The 25,738-nt window shown below is 68.7% G+C and carries 20 protein-coding genes and 5 pseudogenes; 16 read left to right on the forward strand and 9 right to left on the reverse strand.

Annotated elements, in window-relative coordinates; genetic code table 11:
* Nucleotides 1–278: 278 nt before the first annotated feature.
* Nucleotides 279–668 (reverse strand): hypothetical protein, encoded by a 390-nt coding sequence (locus tag ACIRG6_RS06455; protein ID WP_365021868.1) that lies wholly within the window; start codon nucleotides 666–668, stop codon nucleotides 279–281.
* A gap of 724 nt (nucleotides 669–1,392) precedes the next feature.
* Here ACIRG6_RS06455 and ACIRG6_RS06460 point away from each other — a divergent pair.
* Nucleotides 1,393–2,616, forward strand: coding sequence for a hypothetical protein (locus ACIRG6_RS06460; RefSeq protein WP_403321820.1), 1,224 nt, complete (start codon nucleotides 1,393–1,395; stop codon nucleotides 2,614–2,616).
* On the opposite strand, the gene ACIRG6_RS06465 is transcribed toward ACIRG6_RS06460, so the two are convergent.
* Entirely contained in the window at nucleotides 2,600–4,417 is a 1,818-nt protein-coding gene (locus ACIRG6_RS06465; protein WP_403321172.1) for an asparagine synthase-related protein, read from the reverse strand. The genes ACIRG6_RS06460 and ACIRG6_RS06465 overlap by 17 nt on opposite strands.
* A 1-nt stretch (nucleotide 4,418) precedes the next feature.
* On the reverse strand, nucleotides 4,419–5,042 hold the full coding sequence (locus ACIRG6_RS06470) for a lasso peptide biosynthesis B2 protein (RefSeq protein WP_403321174.1): 624 nt from the start codon (nucleotides 5,040–5,042) through the stop codon (nucleotides 4,419–4,421).
* A gap of 952 nt (nucleotides 5,043–5,994) precedes the next feature.
* Here ACIRG6_RS06470 and ACIRG6_RS06475 point away from each other — a divergent pair.
* A complete protein-coding gene (locus tag ACIRG6_RS06475) occupies nucleotides 5,995–7,116 on the forward strand; it encodes a hypothetical protein (protein WP_403321175.1) in 1,122 nt (373 codons plus the stop codon).
* A 25-nt stretch (nucleotides 7,117–7,141) separates the two neighbouring features.
* Here the strand turns inward: ACIRG6_RS06475 and ACIRG6_RS06480 are convergent, their stop codons facing one another.
* Entirely contained in the window at nucleotides 7,142–7,900 is a 759-nt protein-coding gene (locus ACIRG6_RS06480; RefSeq protein WP_403321177.1) for a hypothetical protein, read from the reverse strand.
* A gap of 92 nt (nucleotides 7,901–7,992) precedes the next feature.
* On the opposite strand from ACIRG6_RS06480, the gene ACIRG6_RS06485 reads away from it, so the two are divergent.
* The gene (locus ACIRG6_RS06485; RefSeq protein WP_364684489.1) at nucleotides 7,993–8,127 is read left to right on the forward strand and encodes a hypothetical protein; all 135 of its coding nucleotides are present in this window, start codon (nucleotides 7,993–7,995) and stop codon (nucleotides 8,125–8,127) included.
* A gap of 75 nt (nucleotides 8,128–8,202) precedes the next feature.
* Here ACIRG6_RS06485 and ACIRG6_RS06490 read toward each other — a convergent pair.
* Nucleotides 8,203–8,556: pseudogene (locus tag ACIRG6_RS06490) on the reverse strand (ISAzo13-like element transposase-related protein); the annotation flags it as partial.
* 427 nt (nucleotides 8,557–8,983) lie between these two features.
* On the opposite strand from ACIRG6_RS06490, the gene ACIRG6_RS06495 reads away from it, so the two are divergent.
* From ACIRG6_RS06495 to ACIRG6_RS06540, 10 genes and pseudogenes are all read left to right on the forward strand, one after another.
* Nucleotides 8,984–10,180: a M4 family metallopeptidase gene (locus ACIRG6_RS06495; RefSeq protein WP_403321180.1), complete on the forward strand. Its 1,197-nt coding sequence runs from the start codon at nucleotides 8,984–8,986 to the stop codon at nucleotides 10,178–10,180.
* A 68-nt stretch (nucleotides 10,181–10,248) separates the two neighbouring features.
* Nucleotides 10,249–10,545 (forward strand): protealysin inhibitor emfourin, encoded by a 297-nt coding sequence (locus ACIRG6_RS06500; protein ID WP_350720186.1) that lies wholly within the window; start codon nucleotides 10,249–10,251, stop codon nucleotides 10,543–10,545.
* A 104-nt stretch (nucleotides 10,546–10,649) separates the two neighbouring features.
* Nucleotides 10,650–11,609, forward strand: coding sequence for an endonuclease/exonuclease/phosphatase family protein (locus ACIRG6_RS06505; protein ID WP_403321184.1), 960 nt, complete (start codon nucleotides 10,650–10,652; stop codon nucleotides 11,607–11,609).
* 68 nt (nucleotides 11,610–11,677) lie between these two features.
* The gene (locus ACIRG6_RS06510) at nucleotides 11,678–12,685 is read left to right on the forward strand and encodes a DUF2278 family protein (RefSeq protein ID WP_403321187.1); all 1,008 of its coding nucleotides are present in this window, start codon (nucleotides 11,678–11,680) and stop codon (nucleotides 12,683–12,685) included.
* A gap of 56 nt (nucleotides 12,686–12,741) precedes the next feature.
* A pseudogene (locus ACIRG6_RS06515) lies at nucleotides 12,742–12,980 on the forward strand (IS5/IS1182 family transposase); the annotation flags it as partial.
* Nucleotides 12,981–13,397: 417 nt separating this feature from the next.
* A complete protein-coding gene (locus ACIRG6_RS06520) occupies nucleotides 13,398–14,090 on the forward strand; it encodes a transglycosylase SLT domain-containing protein (protein WP_403321189.1) in 693 nt (230 codons plus the stop codon).
* Nucleotides 14,091–14,119: 29 nt separating this feature from the next.
* A pseudogene (locus ACIRG6_RS06525) lies at nucleotides 14,120–14,350 on the forward strand (peptidoglycan-binding protein); the annotation flags it as partial.
* A 120-nt stretch (nucleotides 14,351–14,470) separates the two neighbouring features.
* Nucleotides 14,471–14,755 (forward strand): annotated as a pseudogene (locus ACIRG6_RS06530) (M23 family metallopeptidase); the annotation flags it as partial.
* A 1,242-nt stretch (nucleotides 14,756–15,997) separates the two neighbouring features.
* Nucleotides 15,998–16,450, forward strand: coding sequence for an SRPBCC family protein (locus tag ACIRG6_RS06535; protein WP_403321191.1), 453 nt, complete (start codon nucleotides 15,998–16,000; stop codon nucleotides 16,448–16,450).
* Complete coding sequence (locus tag ACIRG6_RS06540; protein ID WP_403321194.1) at nucleotides 16,447–17,622, forward strand: zinc-dependent alcohol dehydrogenase; 1,176 nt, start codon at nucleotides 16,447–16,449, stop codon at nucleotides 17,620–17,622. Before ACIRG6_RS06535 ends, ACIRG6_RS06540 begins: the two co-directional genes overlap by 4 nt.
* 302 nt (nucleotides 17,623–17,924) lie before the next feature.
* On the opposite strand, the gene ACIRG6_RS06545 is transcribed toward ACIRG6_RS06540, so the two are convergent.
* The 3 genes and pseudogenes from ACIRG6_RS06545 to ACIRG6_RS06555 form a co-directional block, all read right to left on the reverse strand.
* Nucleotides 17,925–20,132: a SpoIIE family protein phosphatase gene (locus ACIRG6_RS06545; protein WP_403321197.1), complete on the reverse strand. Its 2,208-nt coding sequence runs from the start codon at nucleotides 20,130–20,132 to the stop codon at nucleotides 17,925–17,927.
* A complete protein-coding gene (locus tag ACIRG6_RS06550; RefSeq protein ID WP_403321199.1) occupies nucleotides 20,129–20,533 on the reverse strand; it encodes an STAS domain-containing protein in 405 nt (134 codons plus the stop codon). Before ACIRG6_RS06550 ends, ACIRG6_RS06545 begins: the two co-directional genes overlap by 4 nt.
* Nucleotides 20,534–20,779: 246 nt before the next feature.
* Nucleotides 20,780–21,088 (reverse strand): annotated as a pseudogene (locus ACIRG6_RS06555) (DUF2637 domain-containing protein); the annotation flags it as partial.
* A gap of 713 nt (nucleotides 21,089–21,801) precedes the next feature.
* Here ACIRG6_RS06555 and rsgA point away from each other — a divergent pair.
* From rsgA to ACIRG6_RS06570, 3 genes are all read left to right on the forward strand, one after another.
* Nucleotides 21,802–22,776 (forward strand): ribosome small subunit-dependent GTPase A, encoded by a 975-nt coding sequence (rsgA, locus tag ACIRG6_RS06560; RefSeq protein WP_403321201.1) that lies wholly within the window; start codon nucleotides 21,802–21,804, stop codon nucleotides 22,774–22,776.
* A gap of 17 nt (nucleotides 22,777–22,793) precedes the next feature.
* Nucleotides 22,794–23,540, forward strand: a complete 747-nt coding sequence (locus ACIRG6_RS06565) for an SAM-dependent methyltransferase (RefSeq protein ID WP_403321203.1) — start codon at nucleotides 22,794–22,796, stop codon at nucleotides 23,538–23,540.
* Nucleotides 23,541–23,962: 422 nt separating this feature from the next.
* Nucleotides 23,963–24,607: a LysE family translocator gene (locus ACIRG6_RS06570; protein WP_403321206.1), complete on the forward strand. Its 645-nt coding sequence runs from the start codon at nucleotides 23,963–23,965 to the stop codon at nucleotides 24,605–24,607.
* A 217-nt stretch (nucleotides 24,608–24,824) separates the two neighbouring features.
* On the opposite strand, the gene ACIRG6_RS06575 is transcribed toward ACIRG6_RS06570, so the two are convergent.
* On the reverse strand, nucleotides 24,825–25,733 hold the full coding sequence (locus ACIRG6_RS06575) for a LysR family transcriptional regulator (protein WP_403321209.1): 909 nt from the start codon (nucleotides 25,731–25,733) through the stop codon (nucleotides 24,825–24,827).
* Nucleotides 25,734–25,738: the final 5 nt, after the last annotated feature.

Raw genomic sequence — 25,738 nt, forward strand, 5'->3', positions numbered from 1 at the left:
CTGCCGGACTCGACATGCCTTCAAGGGTGCGGTGTTCAGCGGCGGCACGGTTACCTTTCAGAGCGCGAGCTCCGACAGCGGCACCGTCGACTTCGGTAACGCAACGTTCAGCGGCACGGCATTGACCTGGGGCTCAGTGCCCGCGCCCCCCCCTGGCGCCTAGATGATCAATTGCAAGGGATGCCTGCGGAGGGTGTGGGGCGGGCGGCGGCCGAAGCCACCGCAAGGCGGTCAGGCGGCGGGCTGCAGGCCGTGGTTGTCGAGGTGGCAGCGGTCGGTCAGGCGTCAGGGTCGACTTCGGGGTGCGTGAACCGCACGGGCTTGCCCAGCGACCGGGCGTAGGCGATTTCGGCTCGGGTGCTGTCTCCGATGTAGTCGCCGACCACGAGCACCTCATCAGCGAGCCGGATCTTCGCCCGGTGCAGATCGTCGAGTCGAACCTTCAGCGCCTCGGCCTCGACAGGATCGGACCAAAGTGCGTGCGGCGACTTCATGTCACAGCCCGGTTTGACGACAATCCTTCCGGCTTTGGTCTCCCGCAGATCGGCCTCGGTCATCTCGGTCATGAAGCGGGTGGAGCCGCAGATCACGACGATACGCGGCAGGCTCAACAGCTTCTTCGCGTCGGCGAGCTTCTCCTCGGGGGTGAGCGGTTGCGGGTATGACACTGGTTCCTCCTGGTGGTGCGGTCCAAGGGTGCCTGCGGAGACGAGACCCAAGATGTCCAAGATCGAGCGGCAACTGCCGAGCGACTGTATCTGCCGCTTCCGGGCGGCTCTGGTACTGGGCGATCACTTCCGCGGCCGTCGGGCTGCCCTCCGGGTCGAGCTCCAGGCTGCGCCAGACGACGCCCACATCGTCGCGTCCGGCGAGCGCGGTCGTCAGCCTCACCTTCCCGACGTAGCACCAGGGTCACAGGATGTCGAAGTACACCTCGCCCGCATGAGCAGGGCTCCATTCGGTCGACGACGGCCGCGGGAGCCGGCGTTCGGGTGAACCACATCGCGCTGCCCGCCACCGCCGCCCCACCCTCGGGGAGGACGCGCGGATCCGGCTCATCGTGACTGGCTGGGACTGAGATGACCCGCGTGCGCCCGTCCACCGGTCGGTCGGAGTCCCGGGTGAGGCTCATGGACACGGAGGCACCACACGTGTGCCTCCGGACGTGGGAATTCCCGGCGACTCGCCGCGGCTGTCGACGGCCGCGGCGGAACGAGGGGCCGCTCACCGCGCAAGATCGTCTGGCCGGGCGCGCACTCGGTGGTGAAAACCGGCGAGAGCCGGCCGGTGGCCCCAGGAGGTGATCAGATGAGGACTCCACCCAGGCATCAGTCCAGCTCGCACCCGAAAGTGCGGCGACCCCCACCGAGAACCCCGTGGTCCCGCGTGGCAATGGCGGTGATCCTGCTGGTCCTCCTCACGACGACGCTGGTCATGGGGTGGTTCGGCCTCGAGGACTTCGTCCACGCCCTGACCTTCCCGGGACGTCTCACGGGTGCCGTGCTTCTCGCGGTCGCCTTCACCACGTTCCTGGGCTCCGCCGCCGTCGTGGACCACTGGTGGTGGCGCAGTTTCCCCTACTCCGGCGTGGTCGCGCTGATCGGCGCGTTCGCGGCCCTGCTGACGAACGCCCTGCTCGTGGCCGCGACGGCGAGGGCCGAATCCGCGTTCTACCTCGTGGTGTTCGGCGCGCTCACGGTGGGTTCGGCGTGGGCCGTCTTCGCGGTGTGGCGGACGGCGGTCAAGATCCCCGCTCCCAAGCGGGTGGCCGCGGCGCTCGTCGTCTCCTCGGCCATCGCGGTCGCCAATTTCGGCTACCAGAACCTTTACCAGCCCTACCAGCGTGAGACCAGGCCTCTCATCGGACTGTCCCTGGGAGATCCTGTGCTGAGTCAGGACCGGAAGGAATTCTCCATACCGGTCGACATCACTCTGAAGAACCAAGGTAACGTCGGTTTCTACGTGATCGGCACGGTATTCCACGCCATGGGGGAACGGGTGCCGTTGAGTTCGAAAGACCGGCTCCGCCGGCAATGGCGAGCCGATGCGGAGCAGTGGAGCAAATCCCAGGAAATGAATCCGCTCTCCCGCAGGAAGATCCATCAGCCCGGCGAATTGGTCGAGGCACGGCCGTGGATGCCCCCCGGGCAGTGGATCGAGTCGAGCGACACGTTCGCCACCCGAGTGATGGTGCAACTGCCCGTCGACACCCCGTACGACCAGCTGGCGTTCTACGCCACGGCGAGCCTCGCCCGCAAGGACCGGCTCGGCTTGGAGCCACCGCTCGAGTTCAAGGCATACTCCTGGAGCGGGAAGGGGGTCCCCGCCTGGGTGAAGGAGGAGCAGAAGCAGGGCCTGGACTCCATCATCTACCGCGCCAGGGTGCACGAGAACAACGCGATCGACGAGCGCACCCGGGACCCCCGGTACGTGACCGTCTACTGGAGGTTCGGCACGCACGGCGCGAACGTGGCGACGATCATCGCACGCAAGGGCGAGGAGGAACACACCCCCACCGGAGCGGAGCAGCGCGAGCTGGTGAACCGCTACGGTCTCGTCGACGTCATCACGGGCCCGATCGAACGGTCACTGTGGGACATCAAGAGCCGGCGCTGACGGGCCGGGCCGCTCCGACACCGCTGGAGCGCCCTTCCAGACGCTCGAGCCAGGCCACCAGCGCCAGCGAACTGTTCACCCGGTCCCAGGCGTACGCGTCCCCGAGCCCGAAGCGGGCCTCCCGCACCGCCCGGCACAGCATCGGGACGTCGAACATCTCCGCGACCAGCGGATGCCGGGCGGAGCGGCACAGGTCGATGAGTGCACCGCCGTGGGTCCGCATACCGCGGGTGTAGAGACCGTCGAAGGGGACCTTGACCGTCCTGCGGCTGATCCGGGCCGGCAGCAGGTCCGCCATGGCCTCGCGCAGAACCGCCTTCGGACGGCCGGGGTCAAACAGGTCTGCGATGGGGAGGCATCGCATCGTGGCGATTACCTCCGGGTCGAGGAAAGGGTGCGAGAGGAAGAACCCGTCCTCTCCCGCGCGCTGCCAGGACAGCAGGTCGGGAGCGGCGAGGTAGTTGGCCGCTTCGTAGAGCGACCGCTCCGGCCTGCGCCCGTAGACGAAGCGGCTCTCCGCGATGCTGGCCTCCCGATAGCCGTGCGCCCGCGCGAACGCGGCTCGTAGCCAGGGGGGACGGTTGAAAGAGCCGAGTCCGCCGAGCACGGTTGCGCTGCGGGCGAGGGCCCCCATCCGTTCGGCCGTCAGTGGAAGGGCCGGCCGTACGACGTAGGCGTGGACGGTCTCCCGCAGCCCTCGCTCGCCTCCCTCGGCCCAGGCGCGTGACTGCCTGGCCAGCTCCCGCAATTTCCCCGTGCGGGCGAGCCGGTGCAGGTGGAACGGGTTGGCGTCCACGATCGGATCGGCGCCGCAACCGGTCAGGACGGTGTCACAGCCCAGTTCGGCGGCAGCGGCGTGGAGCCTGGCCCAGAACGGGGCGCGGAAGGCGTGTGCATGGGGTTCGTCCGCGTCTCCCGCGTAGTGCTCGAAGTCGTCGAAATCGGCAACGTCGTCGGCGTCGACGATCACCGGGCGTGCCGCGGGGGCGAGACGGCGGATCCCCTCCACCGCCGCGTCGAGGTACGGCTGCTCCCCGGCCAGCTCCCCCGCTGTGAAACGCCCGGCGAGCAGCAAGAGGTTCCCGCTGCCGTCCCCTTCCCCGGCCAGCAGCTGTGCCGCGAGCAGCGCCACGCTGGTGGAATCGAGGCCGCCGGAGACATGGCATGCCGTCATGGTGCCCAGGCGGCGCCGGACGGCCTCCTTCAGCACCCGGCGCAGCTCCTCGGCTGCCCCATGGCAGTGCGACCCGTCGGCTGCGGGCACGGGCGGGTCGTGGGCCCGGCGGACGCGAATTGGCCCCCGGCCGCGTATCCGCCCGGTGACCGAAAGTTCCAGCACCTCACCGCCGAGGACACGGTGGACTCCCGCGAAGGGAGTGAGGTCCGCGTGCGGTTGCGCCATGTTGCCGGTGAGATATCGGCAGAAGTAGCGGGGTTCCAGCGCCGAGCCGCTCCCCAGCTGGCGGACCGAGGTGCTCACGGCGCTCACGCGGCCACCCGACTCCCGGAAGAACAGCGGGACGCGTGCCTGCTCGTCCCGGGTCACGAGAACGCGGTCGCGGTACACCAGAACGGCCGCGTAGTCGCCGGCCGGCAGCGGCGCGGCGACTCCCCCACGGCCGAGGGCGTCCAGGAGATGGCGGGCGCCCGCCGCCCGGTCCCGGGCCGGGCCGACGAAGCCGACGACGGCCGCGGTGCCCTCCTCAGAGCAGACCGTCGTCACGAGTCCCTCGCGCTCCATCGACGCGGCGGTCCAGAGCTTCGGCGCGCCGTCGGCCCACTCGAGACGGAGCGCATCCATGTCACGGCCCTCCGCGCCCGATCGACAGCACGGGGGTGAACGCATGCCCGCGCGGGTCGGCGTCCGGGATGCACAGACCGGCCGAGGAGACCCAGGTGTGCATGGCGAAGGGGTGTTCGCGTACACCGACGTGCAGGACCGCCTCCCAGCCGCGCCGCCGCAGCAGCGCGAAGGCCGTCAGGGCCTCGGACTTGCAGTCCCCATTGACCAGGCAACTTCTGCGGCTCCGTGACTGCACCGCTTGTTTCAGCCGTCCCACCTGCTCCGCCGGAGGACTGTCCGTTCGGGCGTATTCCGGGGCGGCCACCGACAGCAGTCGGAGCACCCGTCCGAATCCCATGGTCCGGATCAGCAGGTGGGTACCGAGCAACCAGAGCCGGACATCGGCGTCCATGTGCTCCCGCCGCCGTCCCGTCGCGCAGCCGGCCCGGACGAGACCGGTGACGACTTCAGCGCGTTCCTGGGCGTTCCCCTCGGTCAGCACCCGCACGTCCGCCGGTGTCATGCCGAGGAAACGTGTCCGCTTCCAGTCCGCGATCAGCGCTCCACCGGACAACCGGGTCACGCGGCAATGCGGTGCCAGGATCTTCGCCAGGGCTGTCAGGGCTTCGGCCTCGTCCGCCACCGCGCCTCCTCCCGGGTCCGGTGGGGAACGGTGTCAGGACTGGTAGCCGTGGCCGTCGTAGAAGCCGCCGCTGTAGCCCCGGATCAGACGGCCGGTACCGAGAAGAACGAGCCGACGAGGCGTACGAATGCGTAGCAATCGGAGAAACATGATCTACCTCCGAAATAGGAAATAATCTCCCAACTCCAGGCTACCGGACCCCGAGTGCTCCGCAACCGGGCCGCACGCCCCGCACCGCGTGCCCGGGTGCCCGGGTGCCCAGACGGGCCGCCTCGCTCCTCACGCTGCCGCACCGACACCGAGCCTGGGAAATCGAACCCCGGTTACAACGACCAATGGGAGGTCGTCGCCCTCCACCACAGCGGCGTGCCCCGGACCGGCGAGCAGGTCTGGCAGCCCGGCCATGGGGAGGACGCCGACTGGGTGTCCAACGAGAAGATGCGCACCAGCGTCGTCCCGCGGCACCTCGCGCTCCCAGCGTGTACAGGCGGCTGCTGTCCGGCAGGCCTGGTCATCCGGACAGGGGCGGATCGGCTCAACGCCTGGCGCCCGGCCCGACCCAGTGGCCATCGGGTACCCCTCGTCGCCTACTGGCCGGACGGGCCGACGGATCTCTCCGTCGTCAACGTCCACGACCAGGCGCACGACGTCGTCAAGTATCCCGCCCACCCCGAGGCGGCTCGATCGACGATCGCGTCACCGCACGAAGGACCGGCCCAATGGCGTCTTTCCATAAAATGCCGACATGGCAGTCAACAAGGGCGGTCACCGTCGTCTAGCGTGAACAACGGTGGAAAACTCCTTTTCATCGAGCGAACAGCTGGACGAGCACCGTCGGCCGAAGGCGCCCTTCTCCAACGCCCGACACTCCGGCACGGTTCGTCGCAGCCGACGCTCCGGGCCGACGGCCTTGACGTCGTCTGCTGAACGCCCCGGACCGGTGGGACTTCGAATGAAGAACGGCGACGACGGCGCAGGACCAGCGACGGGCGCGGGACCGATGAGGTTCCGCGGCGCCCGGTGGACGAGCACGCCCGAGAAGGGGTTGTGGGAACTGCGCGAGAACCTGAACTCGCGCATCGGCGAGCTCGAGGCGCAGTTTCGGGTCAAGACCGAGCGGGGGCAGATCGGCCGGGAGGAGCAGGCTCTGGCCGACCAGGCCCACGAAGAGCTGAGGGCGGCACGGAACACGCTCAGCCACAACCATCGCCGACGGCTGCCCGCGGCTCATTTGGCCGTCGCGCAGACCCACTTCGATGTGGCCCACAACCTCCTGTTGCGAGTCTCGTCGACAGACGAGATCACCTCCATGATGCCGGGCCTGGTGGCCTTCGTCCGGGAACACCTCCCGGTCAACGACGCACGGAGGGTACAGGTCGAGGAGATCGCCCTGTCGGTCCGCAGCGGGACGCCTCTGCAGGCGGCACAGCGCGAGGTCGTGGTCGACAGCGTGGCCGTCGCCCGTCAGGCGCATCTGCGGGAGAGACTGCGGGTGCGCAGCTTCACCTATGTCGTCTACGGGGTCGCGATCGCTCTGACCGTAATCGCCGGCCTCGTGGGCGTCTTCGGTGCGCTCGCCCCGGGCACGGTGCCGCTGTGTTTCAGCCCGGAGGGAGTAGGGGTGGTCTGCCCCACCGGGAGCGACACCTCCGAACAGAGTCAGCAAGGCAACGTCGACGCCCTGCAGTCCCAGGTCGCCTCGCCCTGGGACTATGCGGTCGTGGAATTCGTCGGCGTCATCGCCGCCGCCGTGGCGGCCGCCGCGTCCCTGAGGCGGATCAAGGGCACGTCCACTCCGTACAACGTGCCGGTCGCACTGGCCCTGCTCAAGCTACCGACGGGCGCGCTGACCGCGGTGCTGGGGTTGCTCCTCATCCGCGGGGAGTTCGTGCCGGGCCTGCAGGCACTCAACTCGTCGGCGCAGATCATCGCCTGGGCCATCATCTTCGGCTACGCCCAGCAGTTGTTCACCAAGTTCGTCGACAACCAGGCGCAAAGCGTCCTGAGCTCGGTGGGCGGGCCGAACAACACAGTCGACAAACCAGTCCGGGACCCCCAGGTGCCGGCCGCGTGACGGACGTCGCGTGGGAGGGGGCCGGTCAGCCGAGCCGGCCGGCGGCCGTCACCAAGGCGGTGAGTACGCGGCGGGTCTTGTTCCCGGAGTGCTCGGAGAGGGGCACCCCACGTTCCCGTACCGCCTCTTGTAGCTTCCGCTGCTTGCGCTCGGCCCGTGCCGTGAACGTCTCCCAGTCGTCCTCGTCCTTGGGTTTCACCCGGATCGAGACCTCCAGGAACTCCAGGCCGGTCACCGACCACACCTCCAGGTCGGTCTTCAGGTCGTCGAGCGGGACGTCCTCGAACTTCGTCGACAGGACCGGCCCCAGCGCGACCAACCCGTCGGGCGGAACGGAGGGCGCACAGGCATGCAGAAACTGGTCCTGCACCGCGTCCATCGCCGCGGCGGCATCGGCTCCCTCCTTCACCGCCTCGCCCAGTGTCCCAGGAGGGCAGTCGCGTACCAGAGAGGCTGCCAGCACGCGGCCGTCCCTCGACCAGTCCTCCTCGATCCGATAGGTGAAGGGTCCCGCTTCGAAGGCGTCGGAGAACCGGCCGACCAGCTGCTCCTGGTCGCACGGACGCAGCTTCACCGTCAGATCCTCGGATGCGCCGCCCAGTCTGAAGCGCACGATCACGCCGTTGTCCAATAGCGGGACCCGCCCCTCGGCGGCCCCTTGCCGGTCTTCGGCGAACCAGATCCGGCGTGAGGTCAGCGCACCCTGTGAACTCCCGAGAGCCGACAGCGCACCGGGCACATCGCCCTCGACGTTGACCTTGATCTCAGCCGGAAACAAGCCCATGACATCGCTCCTGCACCGGTTCCGGAGCCCGTACCCCTCACGTTCTCAGGATATCTCCGCCCTCTGCGCATGCGCGGTGTCTGGCTCAGGACGTGGAGGACGGCACCGCGTCGCGCCAGATATTCGCTCTGGAGGAACCCGCCCGCGCCCTGATGCGCACACCACTGCCCGACGGGAGCGGACACATCCACGGGCCGGAGTTCAGCCGCATCGAGGACGAGCCGTGACGCCGGATTTCAGCGTGCATGCCCCCTCCTGCCGGCTCCCTTTCCTCGAGGTAAAACTCCTTTCAATGTCCCGGGTCGGCCGGCATGCTGACCGCCCTCGTGCCTCTTGGTGTTGGCCTGCAGCCGGAAGCCCTCCTGCCGCAGCGGGCCGCGACGGTGTCGGCACCGATCCGGTACCCCTGACGGGTCGGCTCGGCCGCCGGGCGTGCGGGGCGGCTTGGTCGTCCACCGCAACGGCGACCTCACATCCCCGCGCTCGTTCGGCTCGTCCAGGCCCAACAGCGCAGACCGCGGTCCGGGACCGAGGTCCGCAACGCGTTTACGTCCACCGCCCGGCCGCCGGCAACCGCCGCTGCCGTTCGTCCGGACGCGGAGCAACACCGCGAATTTCACAGACAGGTGATCACGAGTCTCGTCCGGGACGCATATACGGCATCGTCGAAACCCCATCTCCGAAAGCAAGCCCTTGATCGTCGACTGCCCCGTGGTCACACATGAAGACACCCGAAGGCCGGTGGCGACGCTCGGCCCTTGACGCGACACCCGCAACCACCAAAAGAAGCGGTGTGAATGCAGGGAGTTATGTGAAAACAGAAATTCGACACCCCTCCTGCGGTGGGTCGGTGAAATGTGGCACCGCACCCCGAACCCTGCAATGCTGGAATTGAAAGAGAACCCACAAGGTGACACATGAGACCTGGTCAGCGGTCCGACTGCTTCGATCGGCCACGTCTCAAAGCCCAGCCCGTCTGGACGCTCTTGCACGGCCAACAATCCTCTTGCCATGGGCGGTCCGGGTGGACGGCGATGGGCGAATCAGCAACAAACCTTCGTCTTCGGATCACGGAGCCTCCCCATGACAAGCGAACTTCGAGTGAACTGCGCGATTCCCCCGTACATACTCGAGGATCTTCTGGAAAGCGATGACGGTGAGGTGCGGCGGGCGGCGCTGAACACCCTGCTCACGACTGCCCGCCTGAGGGGTGAGCGGACGGTTCTGGCGGCCTTCCCCGGCGCCGCCACGCCCGGGAACGGGCGCAGGACGGTCTTCGACTGCCGAAACGGCACGGACCTTGCCCTCGCGGTACTGGCCCGGTCCGAGGACGGCCAGCCGTCCTCGGACAGCGCCGCCAACCGGGCGTTCGACGCTCTCGGCAGGACTCGAGACTTCTTCCAGCGAGTTTTCGCACGGAACTCCATCGATGGTCAAGGGATGCGCCTGGACGGCTACATCCACTACGACGAGAAGTACAACAATGCCTTCTGGGACGGGCGTGAAATGTGCTTCGGCGACGGTGACGGAATCATCTTTTCCGACCTCACGAGCTCGATTTCCGTGATCGCCCACGAATTGGCGCACGGAGTCACCGAGCACACTGCGGGACTCGCCTATCGCGATCAGTCCGGGGCTCTGAACGAGTCCATCTCCGACGTGTTCGGGACGCTGGTCGAGCAATGGATGCTGAACCAGACGGCCGAGCAGGCGGACTGGTTGATCGGCCGTGAGGTCTTTACACCCAAGGTCCAGAAAGACGCTCTCCGATCGATGAAGGCCCCGGGGCACGCCTGGGCACGGGACCCTCAACCTGACCACATGTCCAAATACATCCACATGTCGGGGGACCACGGCGGAGTGCACTATAACTCCGGAATCCCGAACAAAGCGTTCTACCTGACGGCGACGGCCATCGGCGGACACGCGTGGGAGGCCGCGGGAATGATCTGGTACGAATCCCTGAAGGCGTCCAACAGCGAGACGCGGTTCCAGGAATTCGCCGATACCACCTACCGGAAGGCAGGGGATCTCTACGGAACCGGCAGCGCCCAGCAACAGGCCGTACTGGGCACGTGGCAGCAGGTGGGCATCACCATCACCGGGGTCCCGGCCGGGATCGCGGAGGAACAGGGCCGCGCGGTCGACGAGAGCAGTGACGCGGGCCGACAGGATTCCGTGGCAGCAGTGGCCAGGCAGGTTCAGACGCTGATGGGCCAGGTGCAGGAACTGAGCAACGACGTGGCCATGCTGAACGGACGTGTGACCAGCGGCCGTTGACCGCCGCGCCCTCCGCCGTTCCGGCGGAGGGCGCAGGTTGGCTGTGAGACGCCATGAAAATCACCTTGGTGACAGACGGCGGGCTGGCGGCCACCGTCCTCGCCGGCCTTCCGCCTCAGGTCCTGGACACGGACACCCTGTCCGAAGGAGCCGCTGCCGAGCTGCACCGACTGGTGTCCGCAGCCGCCCGGTCGGTGGTGGAAGGGTCCGAGGAGCCCTCCGGCCTCGCTAGAGACGCCATGACCTACTCGATCACGGTTGAGGAGGGCGATCACGCGTCCGTCCTGGTCCAGTCGGATACGACCATGTCTCCAGAGTTCGCGGCGTTGCTGCGACGGCTCAAGGAACATACCGCGCGGCAGTGAGAGCCGACGCCGTGGAGGCGGCAGCCTGCGTCGCGGTTCGGCGCACCTCACCCGACAACCGCATCGGTGGAACAGCACCAGGATGAGAGCACAAGGACAGGAACATGGCAGTCATCGGCACGTGGAACCTGGAGAACCTGTACCGGCCCGGCGGACGGTTCGGGCCCCGAGATCGCGCTGCATACGAGGCGAAGCTGGAGACCCTGGCCGATACCGTCGGCCGACTCGGCCCTGACCTGCTCGGAGTGCAGGAGGTCGGCGACCCGCTGGCGCTCGGCGACCTGGCCGATGCCCTCGACGGCGAATGGCACGTCGCTCTGTCGGAGCATGCGGACGGGCGCGGAATCCGGGTGGGTTTTCTCAGCCGGTCGCCCTTGACACCCGTCGCGGACATCAACGAGTTTCCTTCGCAGGTCGCCCCGCTCCAAAGCGGTGATGACGGAGAGCCCAGCCACCGGGCAGGCCGGGGAGCGCTCGCCGTGAGCGTCTCGCCGGCCCCGGGCAGCGAACTGCACGCGGTCGTCTGCCATCTGAAGTCCAAGCTGCTGACGTTCCCGGGGCACCGGTTCGTCCCCCGTGACGAAGGTGAACGGGCCCGCTACGCCGGATACGCCCTGTTCCGGCGCGGCGCCGAGGCCATGACCGTTCGCGCCGCGGCAGACCGCCTGCTCGACGGGGATGGCGGTACGCGAATGGTCGCCGTCATGGGGGACTTCAATGACGAGCCGGCCGCAGCCACAACGCAGATCCTCCTTGGCCCGCCCGGCTCCCAGATCAGCACCTCCGGCTTCAAACACCCCGATCGGGGGGACGAGGCGCGGCTGTGGAACCTCTGCCCCCTCATTCCCGAGGATCAGCGTTACTCCCGCGTCCAGGACGGACAGCCCGAGCTGATCGACCACATCCTGGTCAGCCGCGCCCTGCTGGACCGGGTCGAACGCGTCTTCACCGGCAACGAGCGCCCCGAGCAGTCGCTGCCCTCGGTCGGCGAAGACCCCTCGGAACGGCGGGACGCACCCGCCTCCGACCATGCTCCGATCCTGGCCGTACTGCGCTTCCCCTGACGTCTCGCCCCGCACGCCGGGGTGCCGGCCTGGGACCGGGACGGCCGGAGGAGAGAAAAGTGATTCATATGCCACTGAAGCAGTACGGAGTGCTGGCCGCCCACGTTGTCGCCAGGCTCCGGGAAGGGCACAGTGACACTCCGCACTACCAGGTCCACCTTGTCGACGACGCGGACACGCACTACCGCGCTGCCGTCAATGTGCAGTCACAGCAGGCCCCTTCGGAGCTGTTGTACCTGGCCGACGACGACTTCCACCATCCGCTCACCGACATGCTCCCGGTCGCCGGCAGCGGCTGGACCGGCCTGCGGTCCCGGCCAGGAGCGGCAGGCCTCGACTTCATCCGCGGCAACTTGTTCGACCCCGCCAAGATGCGGTTGCTGCCTCCGGACCTGCCGGGTCCTGACAACGACCTCGCCGACCTGCTGGACCACTACATCCAGCGGGCCATCAACGACCGCGCCATCTGCCTGTACGCCTTCGGTCAGCGTTGGGCCCGCGAAGAGGGCAAGCCCGACAAGATCTTCGGGTTCGAGCCCGGCAATGGCGTCCACGACATCCACATGAACCAGGGCAACAGCGGCCGGTTCCACGGCGACGACGGGGTCTGGCAGGACGGCGGACTCCTGCTGCACCTGCCCGGAGAGTCCCGTTGGATCGGGATCTTCCTGGCCTTCCAATCCCAGGCGTGGCATACGGACGACATCACCGGTCACGCCATCGAGACCGTCCCCCGCCGCACCGACGAGGGGCGAGGCCCCGTGCGGATCGTGGCTGCCCTGGCCGATCCCCTCGGTCCTGGGCAGGAGAGCGAAACCGTCACCCTGATCAACACCTCCCGCACCCCCGTCCGCCTCACGGACTGGCAGCTCGCGGATCAGGAGAAGCGCAAGCTCCCCCTGCCCGATGTCAGTCTTCAACCCGGCGGGACCCTGACCGTTCCCGGTGCCGGTGACTTCCACCTGGGCGACCGCGGAGGGGCCATCACCCTTCTCGGCCCTGACGGCCTCAAGGTCCATGGCGTTTCCTACACCGCCCGGCAAGCCGAGCCGAAGGGCGAGACGGTCACCTTCTGAGGGGGGACGGCGGCCGCTGCTCATGGCCGGGCCGGCCGACCGTGCGGTCACCGCGATGGCCACCGGGCTTCGGTCTGCCGGGGGTCACCGCCTTCCGGCGGTTCACCGAGTGGACCGAGGCCCGGGTGTGGGCCGAACTCCACCGCCTGGTCCTGGACGAACTCGGTGCCCGGGGCGAGCTGGACCGGTCGCGGTGCGCGATCGAAGGAGGCGACTTACAGGACCGAATCCGACCGACCGCGGCAAGAAGGGATCGAAGAGTCACCTCGTCGTCGACCGCCAGGGCCTGCGGCTCGTTCGAACCGAAAATCGTCAAGAAGCGGCAGAAGCGCCTGACCCGTGTCGACGAGATGGTGATCTCGCGGGCCGCGAAGGGCCTGACCGCCGGCGAGACCCCTGACGACCGGCGAGGGCCTGACCACCGGCGAAGGCCAGCCGCATCTGGCCGAGGTCCATGGCGCCGAGGCCTCCCGCCAGACCATCTTGGATGCCGGGGACGCCCGCGTCCTCGGGCGCGAAGCCCAAGGCCGTGAGCACCCGCGCGCGGAAGCCGTCACGGAAGTTTGCGAGTGGTTTCCCTGAGGCGCAAAGTGGAATAGGGGTGAACGTGACGGTAGGCGGCTCGTCGTTATTGAAACGTATACAGCTTTCAGGCAGGCGCCCTGCCGTGCCAACCAGTACGCCCTGACCTCCAGCGCTTGAGGGAGGCATCATGGTTGCTCTCTCCAACGTACGGTTCGGCAAACGCAACGACGACGTCAAGGCCACTCAAGTGGCGTTGATCGCAGCCGGGGTGAGTATCCCCGCGGGTGCCACCGGGTCCTTCGGCGAGGAGACGAGATCGGCCTACGCGGCGTGGCAGCGCATGCTGGGATTCACCGGATCGGCTGCCGACGGATACCCCGGTTGCTCCTCACTGGCCAAGCTCGGCGCCAGATCCGGGTTCACTGTGGACTGCCGGCATCCCGGGGCCATCGCCAGGAGTTCGGTGCGCTTCTCGAAGAACTCGGGAGTGGCCGTCGATGAAGATACGGCTCGCGCGTTCGCCGAGCAGGCATGCGACATGACCGGTGCGCCGAGGGATTGGGTTACGGGGGTCGGCAACGGAGCGAACCTGCTCACTCTCATGTTCCGCGAGTCGTCCTTCCGGCCGAATGCCGTGAACGTGAGCGACACAAACGCGACAGGCCCGGTGCAGTCGGACGGCGCCAAGCTCAACTGCTCACGCGGTTACGCCCAGGTGATTCCCGATACGTTCGCTGAGAACCACCAGGTGGGCACGTCCGACCGGATCTACGATCCGGTGGCCAACGTCGCGGCATCCATCAACTACATCTGGCGCCGGTACGGCGACATCGCGCGTGTACAACAGGCGAATCCGCACCTTGATCCGGCCCCGTACTGAAAGGAGACAGGGTGATGGCGACACAAGTACCGTTCCCCGGAACGGCATTCTTTCACAAGGGACAGAAGAGTCCCGTGATCACCGCCATGGGCAGGCGCCTGGTGGCAGAAGGATGCGGGAAGTACCGGACAGGCCCTGGTCCCGAGTGGACCGATGTCGATCGACAGTCGTTCGCCGCATGGCAGCGCAAGCTCAAGTTCGAAGGCGCCGACGCCGACGGCATTCCCGGCAAGACCTCTTGGGACAAGCTGCACGTCCCTGCAACCACGACCGTGCCCTCCGGCAGAGGCGTCGCATCTCCCGTACCCGGACACGGTGTCACCACGCCCTATCGCATGAAGGGACCTCGTTCTCGTTGGAGCCTGGGGTACCACACCGGCGCGGACTACGCCGCTCCGCAGGGCAAGTCGTGCGTCGCCGTACTCAGCGGCACAGTCCGCATCGGGCACGACAAGAGTTTCGGCGACTTCCTCGTGCTGCGTGCCGGCGGATTCGACTACTGGTACTGCCACCTCTCCGATCGGACCGTGACCGGGGGTTCGGTCAAGGCCGGCCAGAAGGTCGGAGAAGTCGGCCACACCGGGAACGCCAACGGCCCTCATCTCCACCTCGAGAAGCGCCCGGCCGGTGGTGGCTTCGGATCCGACGTGCCCCCCAACTGGTAGCCGCGCCTTATGTGCCGGGGGGGGCGGGCCAGTGCGTATCTGTTTCCGGTGTCCGGGTCGCATGCTGGTCCCTCGCTCGGGGCGCGGTCAGGTGTGACCGTCAGTCGAACAGGGCCCGCCCCTTGACGGCCGCGATCACTGCGCAGACCACTGCCAGACAGCCCCAATCAATCTCCGACTACTACGCGCCGGATAACCGGGCGGGCTGATGTTCGACCGGACCCGCGAGCAGCCGTACGAGCAGGGGCGGCACTGTGACGAGTGGGGTTCCCAGCGGGAGATCAGCAGCAGCTCCCAGGCGGCGCTGCGGCCGGCGGTCAGCGCGGGGATATGGTCTTGGCCCTCCACGACCGACATCAGCCCACCCAGCGCGCGCCGGCCACAAGCGGTGAAAGCTCCAGGACCGGCCGGCCGACAAGTGGAGCCCGATGCCGGCTTCGGCCGGGGTGGGACAGACCATCGTCGCCTGCGCTCCTGCCATACCTGCAGCGGCGATCGACCGCGTCCGGCCCGGTAGGACGGATGGCGGACCTGGCGCCCAGCTTGACCGGCGCGTACTCGTACGAGAGAGCGTTCGTCGAGCCCAGGGTGCGGGTCATGTCCGCGCCGCGACCGTACGGCTGCGCGCATCCGGTGACGGGAGCTGAGGGTTGGATGTGGGCGACGCGGAAACTCGGCGTTGTCCGCCATGCGCGCTGCACCTTTTCACTCAAGAGCCCGCCTTCCGTTCACCTCGCCGCACGTGGGGAGCACTCATGAAGACAGACACCCGTTCCACCTCCCGCCTACGACACGATCCGCTCGTCCGGAGCCTCGGCTGGGCCAGTGCGATGCTGGGCGTGCCTCAGGTCGCCGCCCCGGCGGGCTTCGCCCGGGCGTTGGGTGTGGACGGCAAATTCCGGCACCGCTCGGCCACGACCGCCGTCGGTGTGCGCGAACTGGCGGCGGCGACCGGGCTGCTGGGCCGGCCGCATCCCGTCTGGCTCTGGGGCCGCGTCGGCGGCGATCTCATGGATCTGACGATGCTGACCCGGGCCCTGCGGAACCACAACGGTCGCGGCCTGGGCCGCACCGTTGCCGCAACGGCCGCGGTCACCGCCATCACGGCCACGGACGTCTACGCGGCCGTGACCCGCACTCGTAGGAGCACCCCCATGGAACTGACCTCGGCCACCACCGTCATCCCAATCCCCGGACGAGGTCTACGCCCTCTGGAGCGACCTGGAGCGCCTGCCGCGCTTCATGGGGCACCTGGACGAGGTGCGTGTCACCGGCCCGCGTACCAGCCACTGGCGGGCCGGCGCGCCGTTCGGCAAGGCGGTCGAATGGGACGCCGAAACCACCCAGGACGTCCCCGGCCGGCTGATCGCCTGGCGATCGGTGGACGGTGCCGACATCGACAACTCCGGCGAGGTCCGCTTCGTGCCCGCCCCCGGCGGCCGGGGCACGGAGGTACGGGTAACTCTGCGTTACGACCTGCCCGGCGGGGCGCTGGGCAAGGCCGCGGCGCGCTACTTCGGCGAGGAACCGCACCAGCAGCTGGACGACGACCTGCGCCGCTTCAAGCAGATCGCGGAAACCGGCGAGGTCGTCCGCTCCGAGGGCGCACCCGGCGGCAAGCGGGCCCGCGGGGAGTTCCCGCAGCACCCGGCCCGACCACTGACCGAGGACGAGCTGAAGGAGGCCCTGGCATGAAGGCCAACTGCTGGACGGGACGCAACTCGGTCGAGGTGCAGAACGTCCCCGAACCGTCGATCCTGAACAGCCGCGACGCCATCGTGAAAATCACCTCGACGGCGATCTGCGGCTCTGACCTTCACCTGGTCGACGGCTACGTCCCCACCATGGAAAAAGGCGACATTCTGGGCCACGAGTTCATGGGGGAGGTCGTCGAGCTCGGCCCCGGCATCAGCGACGGCAAACTGCGCGTCGGCGACCGGGTCGTCGTGCCCTTCCCCATCGCCTGCGGCGCCTGCGCGTCCTGCCACGCGGAGCTGTACTCGTGCTGCGAGAACACCAACCCCAACGCCGGCATCTCGGAAAAGCTCTTCGGCCACCCCACCGCCGGCATCTACGGCTACTCCCACCTCACCGGCGGCTTCGCCGGTGGCCAGGCCGAGTACGCCCGCGTGGTGCTCGCCGACGCCAACGCCCTCAAGATCGAGTCGGACCTCACCGACGAGCAGGTGCTGTTCCTGTCCGACATCCTGCCGACCGGATACATGGGTGCCGACATGTGCGACATCCAGGAAGGTGACGTCGTCGCCGTCTGGGGCGCCGGTCCGGTCGGCCAGTTCGCCATGGACAGCGCTCGCGCCCTGGGCGCGGAGAAGGTCATCGCGATCGACAAGGAGACCTACCGGCTCGACATGGCCGCCGCCCAGGGCTACACCACCATCAACTTCGAGGACACCGACGTACGGTCGGCACTGCTCGAACTCACTGGCGGCCGGGGCCCCGACAAGTGCATCGACGCGGTCGGCTTGGAGGCTACACACGGTGCCTCCCACGTCCACCTCTACGACCGTGCCAAGCAGGCGGTCCGCTCCGAGACCGACCGGCCACACGCCCTGCGCCAGACCATCATGTCCTGCCGCAGCGGAGGCGTGGTGTCGGTCATCGGCGTCTACGGCGGACTGATCGACAAGTTCCCGGCGGGGGCCTGGATGAACAGGTCACTGACCCTGCGCACCGGACAGTGCCATGTGCACAAGTACATGAAACCGCTGCTGGGCCTGATCGAGCCGGGCAAGATCGACCCCACCCGGGTCATCACCCACCGGCTGCCCCTGACCGAGGCACCGACCGGCTACGACCTGTTCAAGAACAAGAAGGACCACTGCGAGAAGGTCGTCCTCACGCCCTGAGGGCCGCACCGACGGGCACGATGCACTGCAGCACCATGTCCAGCCCGACCGTTGCCCGCCGCGCCGCCCAGGAGAGGCCGACCGGCACCGAACGACTGACGGCGTTCCTGGTCCGCCAGCCACAATGCCCCGTCCTGCTCCAGAGCGCCCAAGCCGCGTCGGTCCGGACCCGAACGGCCGCCCGGCACGAACAAGCGTCTGCGCCTGCTTTTTCCATACCGCGGCGCGTGAATCAGCGGCCCGGGCCGCCCGTTGGTGACGCCGGTCGTGCTCTTCGGCCGGGCCGGCGACCCGGTGCGAGGTCAGGTGGCGGTCAGGACGAGGACGGCTTGGTCATCGTCGATGTCGTGGCCGCCGGTGAAGGTGTACACGGCGCTGGTCAGAGCGTGGATGACGTTCTGAGCGCCGGGCTGATGCAGGACGTTGGTCAGGGCGTCGACGAGTCGTTGCTCCCCGAACTGCTCACCCCTTGCGTCGCGGGCTTCGGTGATGCCGTCGGTGTAGAGCAACAGGCTCTCGTGCGGGCGCAGTTGCAGCCGATGGGAGGTGACCTGGGGGTCGGGGGCGATACCGAGCAGGGAGCCGGGTGTGTCCACAGGGTGGGCGGTGTGGGCGTCGAGGTGGAGGGGAAGGGTATGGCCGGCGCGGACGAGTTCGATGTCCAGGCCGTCAGGGGTGGGGGTGAGCTGGCCGTAGACGAGAGTGACGAAGCCGGTGCCATGGCTGCCGGGACGGTTGAGCAGGGCCCGGTTGACGGCCTTGACGACGTCTTCGGGGCCGGGCCTGACGGGGGCGATGGCGCGGGCGGTGTGGCGGACCAGGGCGGTGGTGGTGGCGGCGATGGCGCCGCGTCCGCAGACGTCGCCGAGCATGAATGCCCAGCGGCCGCCGTCGAGGGGGAAGACGTCGTAGAAGTCGCCGCCGATGTCAAGTCCTTCGCCGGCGGGGTGGTAGTAGGTGGCGACCTCGGCTCCCGGGACCGTAGGCAGTTCGGGCAGGAGGAGGCCGGCCTGGAGGTCGCGAGCCAGGGCGGCGCGGTAGGTGTACTGACGGGCGTTGTGGGCGGAGGAGGCCGCGCGGCGGGCGAGTTCTTCGGCCAGAGCGACGGTGTGACCGTCGAAGGTGTGCTCACCGGTGGACAGGAGGGTCACGGCGCCGAAGGCACTGCCGCGGTTCATCAGGGGGACGCACAGGTAACCGGTGACGCCGAGGTCGTGCCAGGGGCCGGGCCCGGTGGGGGCGCGGCGGGCGACCTCGCTGATGCCCGAGGCCAGCACGCGGGCGACGGCGTCGTCGGCCGCGTCGTAGACCGGGATGTGGGAAGCCAGCAGGTCCTGCTGATCTCTGGTGGGGGCGGCGGTGGAAATCCGGTGCACCCGTCCGCCCTTGATGACGTCGACGGCGCACAGAGGTGCCAGTTTCGGCACACAGGAGGCGGCCAGGCGCGTCAGGGTTTGGGTGGCGTCCAGGTCGGTGGCCAGGGCGGTGCTGGTCTCCAGCAGGAAGGCGAGGTCATCGCGGGCGGCCTTCTCCCGGGCCTCAGCCGCTTGGCGTGCCTGTTCGGCTTGGTGGCGTTCTATGGCGAGGGCGGCGGTGCCGGCGAAGACGCGCGCGAGGGCGAGGTCGGCCTCCTGCGGTGCGCGCGGGACGCGGTGGTACATCGCGAAGGTACCCAGCAGCGAGCCGTCCCGGGCGAGGATCGGAGTGGACCAGCAGGCGGCCAGACCGACCCTGTCGGCCAGGTCGCGGAAGTCGTCCCAGAAGGTGTCGGTGGCGATGTAGGTGACGATGACCGGTTGGCGGCGGTACGCGGCTGTGCCGCAGGAGCCCACGCCCTCGCCGGTGGCGATGCCGTCGATGGCCTGGTTGTAGAAATCGGGCAGGCTCGGGGCTGCTCCGTGGCGCAGGTGCCGGCCGTCGGCGTCGGCCAGCAGCACTGAGACCAGCACCTCCTCGGGTGCCAGGTCCTCGATGACGCGGGCCATGCCCTCCAGCACCTCGGGCAGCGGGGCCTGGCGGGCGATCTGCTCCAGCAGGGCACGGTGCTCCGCGGTCAACCGCTGGGCATGCTTGACCCGGGTGGTCTCCACCCCGATCACCCGCACGCCCATGACGTTGCCGCCAGCGTCCAGGCGGGGCTCGTAGGTGAAGTCGAAATATGTCTCCCGCGCCTGCGTCCCCTGGCCCAGCACCACCCGGGCATCGCGCCCTGTGTAAGGCGTCCCGGTGCGGTAGACCCGGTCCAGCAGGGCGATGAAGCCCTGCGTGACCAGCTCCGGCATCAGCTGTCCCAGCGGCACACCGGTTCGGGTGCGCTCGCCACCGCCGATGGCGGCGAAGAACGCGGCGTTGGCCGTCTCCAGCAGGTGCGCCGGCCCGGTCAGGGAAGCGAACACGGCCGGTGACTGCCCGAACAGCGTCCGGAGATCATCCTCGGTCCCGCCACGGGCAGGGCCGAGTTCTCCCGCCGCCACGGACCAGGCGGGCTGCTGCCCCGGTACACGCCTCATGGGCGGTGCCCCTCACTCGACCGAGCCGGACTTTCAGCATCGGGGGCAACGTCCTCACGCCGGCCCGCGGTCAGGGCGTCGGCAACGTCGGCGTGTACAGAGAACACCTGATCCAAACCTGTCAACTCGAACAAACGGGACACCTTCGTCGGTACCGACGCCAGCCGCAACGCCCGGCACTGCGAGGACATCTGCTGGTGAAAGCGCAGCAGGGCGCTGATGCCGGAGGAGTCGCAGAACGACAGCGCGGCACAGTCGATCACCACGGGCCCCGCTTCCCGCCCTTTGACCAGCTCCTTCTCACCGGCCTCGTGCAGCTGCTCCGTGCTGTCGTAGTCGAGCTCCCCGCGCAGCGCGAACACCGAGCGTTGCCCGTCCTGCCTGACGTCCACCGAGAACACCCTCAGCTTCCTCCGCGCATGAGTCTCACCACCAAGCCCCGCATGGTGGGACCGGCTCCGCTCTCACGTACCCCGGCACACCCGGTTCAGGCGGCTCCAGCTGCCGAGGGGCTCGGCAGTTTGTCAGCCGGCCGGCGGAGCCAAGATCAGGTCCAGGCTCGAGCAATCACCCGTTTGCTCATTCTGCCGCCCAAAGGGATGCTCTGCCCTGTATCAATCCTTCATGAGCAATTGGGGGAATGCCCGTGCCGGCCTGCTGCGTCGGCTCGGGGAGCCGGCACGGTCGGTGTGGGCCAAGCACGACCGATACACCGATGGGTGGCTGCCGTTGTGGCGGCACATGATGAGTGCTTCGACGGGTGCTCTGCGGCGCCAGGCCCGGCCGTAGCGGGATCGGAGGCCGGCCTGGTAGACCAGGCACTCCTGCTCCAGCTTGATCACCTGCTCGTAGGAGCGCATCTCCCGCAGCTTCATGCGCCGCCACAGCAGGACGGTCGGCACCCACGAGAGCATCCAGCGGGTGAGGCGGACGCTCTCCATGTGCTTGTCGGCGGTGGGCTGACGTGTTCTGAAGGGCGGCCCCGTGACCAGGGCGCAGCGGTACCGGGAGCCGCCCTTGCCCTGCCCGGCCTGTCAGCGCGCAAGGCACTGCGAACATAGCCGTGCCTTGCGCCTGGTGCCGCTCGTGGAGTCTGGGAGAGTGAGTGGCGCTCTGCGCTGAGCCTGTGAGAGTCGGCAGGCCCGGCCCGGGATGACGTGGGTAGGTGCAGGTGGGTGGCGTGGCGAATGGCTGCCACGGCTAAAGGCGGGGCCTCGAGTCACGCGGCTGGGGCACGGAGAGGAAGCCTGCCCCGGACAGCGCTGTTCATGAGACAGCCCCGTGTTCCCCGGCCGACGCAGAGGGTTCACAGAAGATGCTACGGTTCTGCGGAAGTGGCGACCAGGCCACTGTTGGAGATCGGAGGAGATGCGCGATGACGGTCGTGGTGACCACCGCTGCGTGCGGTGCCCGACTCGTTCGCATCTCTCGGGTCTCGGCCTGACCTTTCCTCTGCCGGCCTCCCCTCCGCGGGAGTGGTTCCGGCACGTCTGCCGTCCGGCGAGACCCCCTCTCAAGGGTCTCCACTGTGTTTCACCAACACGCTTCACACCCATCTCCTCTCCCCCGTCCTTCGCATGTCCTGACTCTGGTCGACTACGGCTGGGACACGGAGCGTGAGCGGTCCTTCGCTCCGTCGAGGGACGAGGGACTGTTCCCGGGCCGTGTCGTGCGGGCCGAGCGCGGTCTGTGCGACGTCGTCGCCGAGAACGGCCCCGTCCGCGCGATGGTCCTCCCCTCCTTGGGTACCGGTGACCGGCTGACGCCGTGCACCGGCGACTGGGTGGCCGTCCGGCCGGCCGGCCCGGCGACCTCCGCCACCGTGGTGGAGGTACCGGAGCGCCGGACCGCCGCGGTCCGCTCCACCTCCTCGCGCACCTCCCAAGCCCAGGTACTGGCCGCGAACGTCGACACCGTGGCGGTGGCCGTCTGCCTCGCCGACCCGCTCAAACTCGGGCGGATCGAGCGGATGCTCGCCCTGGCCTGGGAGAGCGGCGCCACGCCCGTGATCGTGCTCACCAAGGCCGACCGGTCCACCGACCCCACTTCGACTGCGTCCGAGGTGGCCGAGGTAGCCCCGGGCGTGGTGGTGCTGGTCACCAGCGCCACCACCGGCGAGGGCCTGGACACCCTGACCGCCGTCCTGTCGGGCACGGTCGTCCTGCTCGGGCCCTCGGGCGCGGGCAAGTCCACCCTCGGCAACCGCCTGCTCGGCGAGGACCTCCTGACCACCGGCGCGGTGCGCGGCAGTGACGGCAAGGGCCGGCACACCACCGCCTGGCGAGAACTGGTGCCGCTGCCCCACGGCGGAGTCCCGCTGGACACCCCGGGCCTGCGGGGCGTCGGCCTGCACGACGCCGACGAGGGCCTGGAGCACACCTTCGCCGAGATTGCCGAGCTGGCCCGCAACTGCCGCTTCGCGGACTGCGCCCACGCCACCGAGCCGGGCTGCGCCGTGCCGGCCGCCGTCGAGGACGGCCACCTCACCCGGCGGCGCCTCGACGGCTACCACCGACTGCAGCGCGAGAACACCTACGCCGCCTCCCGCATCGACGCGCGCCTGCGCGCCGAGCCGGAACGGCCCCTGAAGCAGATCTCGCGACAGGTGCGCGCCCTCAAGCAGTCCCCCCACGTCAAGGCATGACGGAAAGGAACCTGGTCATGGACCTTCCCCGCATCTTCACCATCCGCGAGAGCAACCACCGCATCCACAATCCGCTGACCGCGGACAAGCTCGCCGTCCTGGGCGAATCCCTGCGCCTTCCCGCTGGGACCCGGGTATTCGACCTGGCCAGCGGCTCGGGCGAAATGCTGTGCACCTGGGCCCGCGACCTGGGCTTCACCGGCACTGGGGTCGACATCAGTACGCTCTTCACCGCGCAGGCCCAGGCCCGCGCCGCCGAGCTCGGCGTTGCCGACCGGGTCGAGTTCGTCCACGGTGACGCCGCCGGCCACGTCGCCGACCAGCCGGTCGATCTGGCCGCCTGCGTCGGCGCCACCTGGATCGGCAACGGCGTCGCCGGAACGGCCCAACTGCTCCAGCGCAGCCTCCGCCCGGGAGGAATGATGCTGATCGGCGAGCCGTTCTGGCGGCAGACCCCTCCGGACGAGGAGACCGCCAAGGCGTGCCACGCCACCTCCATCGCCGACTTCCTGCTCCTCCCCGATCTGATCGAGCGGTTCCAGGAACTCGGGTACGACGTCGTGGAAATGATGCTGGCCGACCAGAACAGCTGGGACCGCTACGCCGCAGCCCAGTGGCTCAGCATGCGCCGCTGGCTCGATGACAACCCGGACGACGAACTCGCCCCCGAGGTACGGGAAGAACTCACTACCGAGCCCGCCCGCTACGCCCGTTACGGGCGTGAGTACCTCAGCTGGGGCGTCTTCGCTCTCATGAAGCGCTGACACCCACGCCCCCCTGTGGGGCCCAGACGTCAAACCGTCCGGGCCCCGCTCGGGACACTTCATCACCACGGCGATCAAGCCGACGGCAAGGGCGAGCCGACACCCTCCGCCACCGTGCAGGCCCTGACCTTCTTCCGGACCGGGGAAGCGCGGAGCAAGCCTGATCTGCATCCGACCTCTGTCCCGCCGACCTGGGTGAGTAACCGGGACCCGTCCAGCTGGTCACTCAGAAAGCGCCGACGCCTTCACGAGGCAGTCGTTGATGCCCGTTGTCCGGCTGGAGTGAGGGTGCACGGAGAAGCCGAACGGCAGGTCCGTATCCTGAGGCAAGCGAAGCAGGCACTGCTGATGCGTCGCAGCCGTCCGTCGCCGGGCTACCGCCCGCGGGTATCGGATGCCCGGCAAACAATCGGGAGTTGACAGTGATCAGCCTGGCCGCAGTGGGGGGAGTGGCCCTGGTCGAACTGGGCATGGCCCTGACCCCGGGACCGAACATGATCCACCTCGCCTCACGCGCGATTACCCAAGGCCGCAGGGCGGGCCTCGTCAGCCTGAGCGGTACCGCCGTGGGATTTCTGTGCTATCTGCTGGCTGCGGCCGCGGGCCTGTCCGCGTTGTTCGCCGCCGTGCCGCTCGCGTACACGATGGTCAAGCTCGCCGGGGCCGCCTACCTGGCCTACCTGGCCTGGAACATGCTCAAGCCCGGTGGCCGCTCCCCCTTCGCTCCGGCCCAGGACCTGCCTCCCGTCTCCGATGCCCGCCTGTTCTCGACGGGGCTTCTGACCAACCTGCTCAACCCCAAGATCGCTCTCCTGTACGCCGCTCTTCTGCCCCAGTTCATGGATCCGCAGGCGGGTCCGGCCTGGGCGCAACTGCTGCAGCTCGGCAGTGTGCAGATCGTCGTGGGAATCTCCGTGAACGCTCTGGTCATGCTGGGTGCAGCACGGGTGTCAGGGTTTCTCGCTGCCCGCCCTCGCGTGATGACCGCTCAGCGGTTCGCGGCAGGCGGCTTGCTCGGTTTCTTCGCGCTGCGCACAGCCCTGTCACGTACCCCTGTCTCAGCCTGAGCCATGTACGTGCACCTGTGAGACCGGTGCTCCCCCGAGGCAGTCGCGGCATCGACTGCGAAGCCGGTATCGGCTGGATGCGACCGGAACATGGACCGAGTTACGCGTTCGTTCGTCAGCAGACGTGGAGCGGTCCTACGGACGAGCCGAGTGTGACAGCGTTCTCGCCCTGGCACTCTGGCTGACCGGGAGCCTCGGGGTTTCGCGGGTTCCGGCGTCAGGCGGCGCCCTCCAGTTCCCGGGCTCGGCGGACAAACACCTCGTGCAGGTCCTGCGCGGCCTGCGGCACGGAGACCGCCTTGCGGCGCTGGAGCATGAGCAGAACACCGGGGACGTCACCGGCGAGCGGCCGGCAGGTGATGATGCCGAGCCGCTGCAGAGGGTCACCGACCACGCTGAAGTCCGGCAGGACGGTCACTCCGAGCCCTTCGGCCACCATCAGCTTGCCCATCTCCGCGCCGTCCGTCGAGTACGAGAAGGCGGGGACACCGCCGTCCAGGAGCCGGTGCACCAACCGGTGCATGACATAGCCGGCGCGCATCGCGACCAGCGGCTCGGCCAGTAGTTCCGGCACCGTCACGACGGTGCGCGAGGCGAGCGGGCTGTCGGGGCGCATGCACACCACGGGCCGGCCTCGCAGCAGGCGGGTGGAGTCCATGCCGACGGGGGTGTCGTCACCCTCGAGGTGGTTGACGAGGCCGAGGTCGAAGGCACCCTCGGCCAAGGACCGCTGAATCTGCGTCTGCTGCGCACCCACCACCTCGACCTGGGTCAGCGGGTGCTCCGCCCGGAAGGTCCGCACCACCGGCACGAGCAGCGGCACGGTCGCCGCGTTCACCGTGCCGACCCGAACCATGCGGCTGATCCGGTGCTGCTCCCCGGCCGCGGCGCGCAGCCCGTCCACCGCCTCCAGCACCCGGACGATGTGCGGCAGCAGTTCCCTGCCCTCCGCGCTCATCGTCGCCCCTGACCGCTTGCGGTCCAAGAGGTCGACGCCCAGCTCCCGCTCCAGATTCCGCACGGTCTCGCTCAGCGCGGGCTGCGAGAGACGCAATTCCTCCGCCGCCCGGCGCAATGAGCCGAGCCGGGTCACCGCGGCTATGTATTCAAGCTGTTCGGTCCGCATTCCGG

The organism is Streptomyces flaveolus (assembly GCF_044765825.1).
GTDB classification, from domain to species: Bacteria; Actinomycetota; Actinomycetes; order Streptomycetales; family Streptomycetaceae; genus Streptomyces; species Streptomyces flaveolus.

Bases quoted from the DNA above. Each gene is read 5' to 3' on its own strand.
- ACIRG6_RS06520 (WP_403321189.1), top strand. From the start codon at position 13,398: ATGGTTGCTCTCTCCAACGTACGGTTCGGCAAACGCAACGACGACGTC.
- ACIRG6_RS06565 (WP_403321203.1), top strand. From the start codon at position 22,794: ATGGACCTTCCCCGCATCTTCACCATCCGCGAGAGCAACCACCGCATC.
- ACIRG6_RS06510 (WP_403321187.1), top strand. From the start codon at position 11,678: ATGCCACTGAAGCAGTACGGAGTGCTGGCCGCCCACGTTGTCGCCAGG.
- ACIRG6_RS06535 (WP_403321191.1), top strand. From the start codon at position 15,998: ATGGGGCACCTGGACGAGGTGCGTGTCACCGGCCCGCGTACCAGCCAC.
- ACIRG6_RS06540 (WP_403321194.1), top strand. From the start codon at position 16,447: ATGAAGGCCAACTGCTGGACGGGACGCAACTCGGTCGAGGTGCAGAAC.
- ACIRG6_RS06475 (WP_403321175.1), top strand. From the start codon at position 5,995: ATGAAGAACGGCGACGACGGCGCAGGACCAGCGACGGGCGCGGGACCG.
- ACIRG6_RS06480 (WP_403321177.1), bottom strand. From the start codon at position 7,900: ATGGGCTTGTTTCCGGCTGAGATCAAGGTCAACGTCGAGGGCGATGTG.
- ACIRG6_RS06495 (WP_403321180.1), top strand. From the start codon at position 8,984: ATGACAAGCGAACTTCGAGTGAACTGCGCGATTCCCCCGTACATACTC.
- ACIRG6_RS06545 (WP_403321197.1), bottom strand. From the start codon at position 20,132: ATGAGGCGTGTACCGGGGCAGCAGCCCGCCTGGTCCGTGGCGGCGGGA.
- ACIRG6_RS06575 (WP_403321209.1), bottom strand. From the start codon at position 25,733: ATGCGGACCGAACAGCTTGAATACATAGCCGCGGTGACCCGGCTCGGC.
- ACIRG6_RS06465 (WP_403321172.1), bottom strand. From the start codon at position 4,417: ATGGATGCGCTCCGTCTCGAGTGGGCCGACGGCGCGCCGAAGCTCTGG.
- ACIRG6_RS06505 (WP_403321184.1), top strand. From the start codon at position 10,650: ATGGCAGTCATCGGCACGTGGAACCTGGAGAACCTGTACCGGCCCGGC.
- ACIRG6_RS06460 (WP_403321820.1), top strand. From the start codon at position 1,393: ATGGCGGTGATCCTGCTGGTCCTCCTCACGACGACGCTGGTCATGGGG.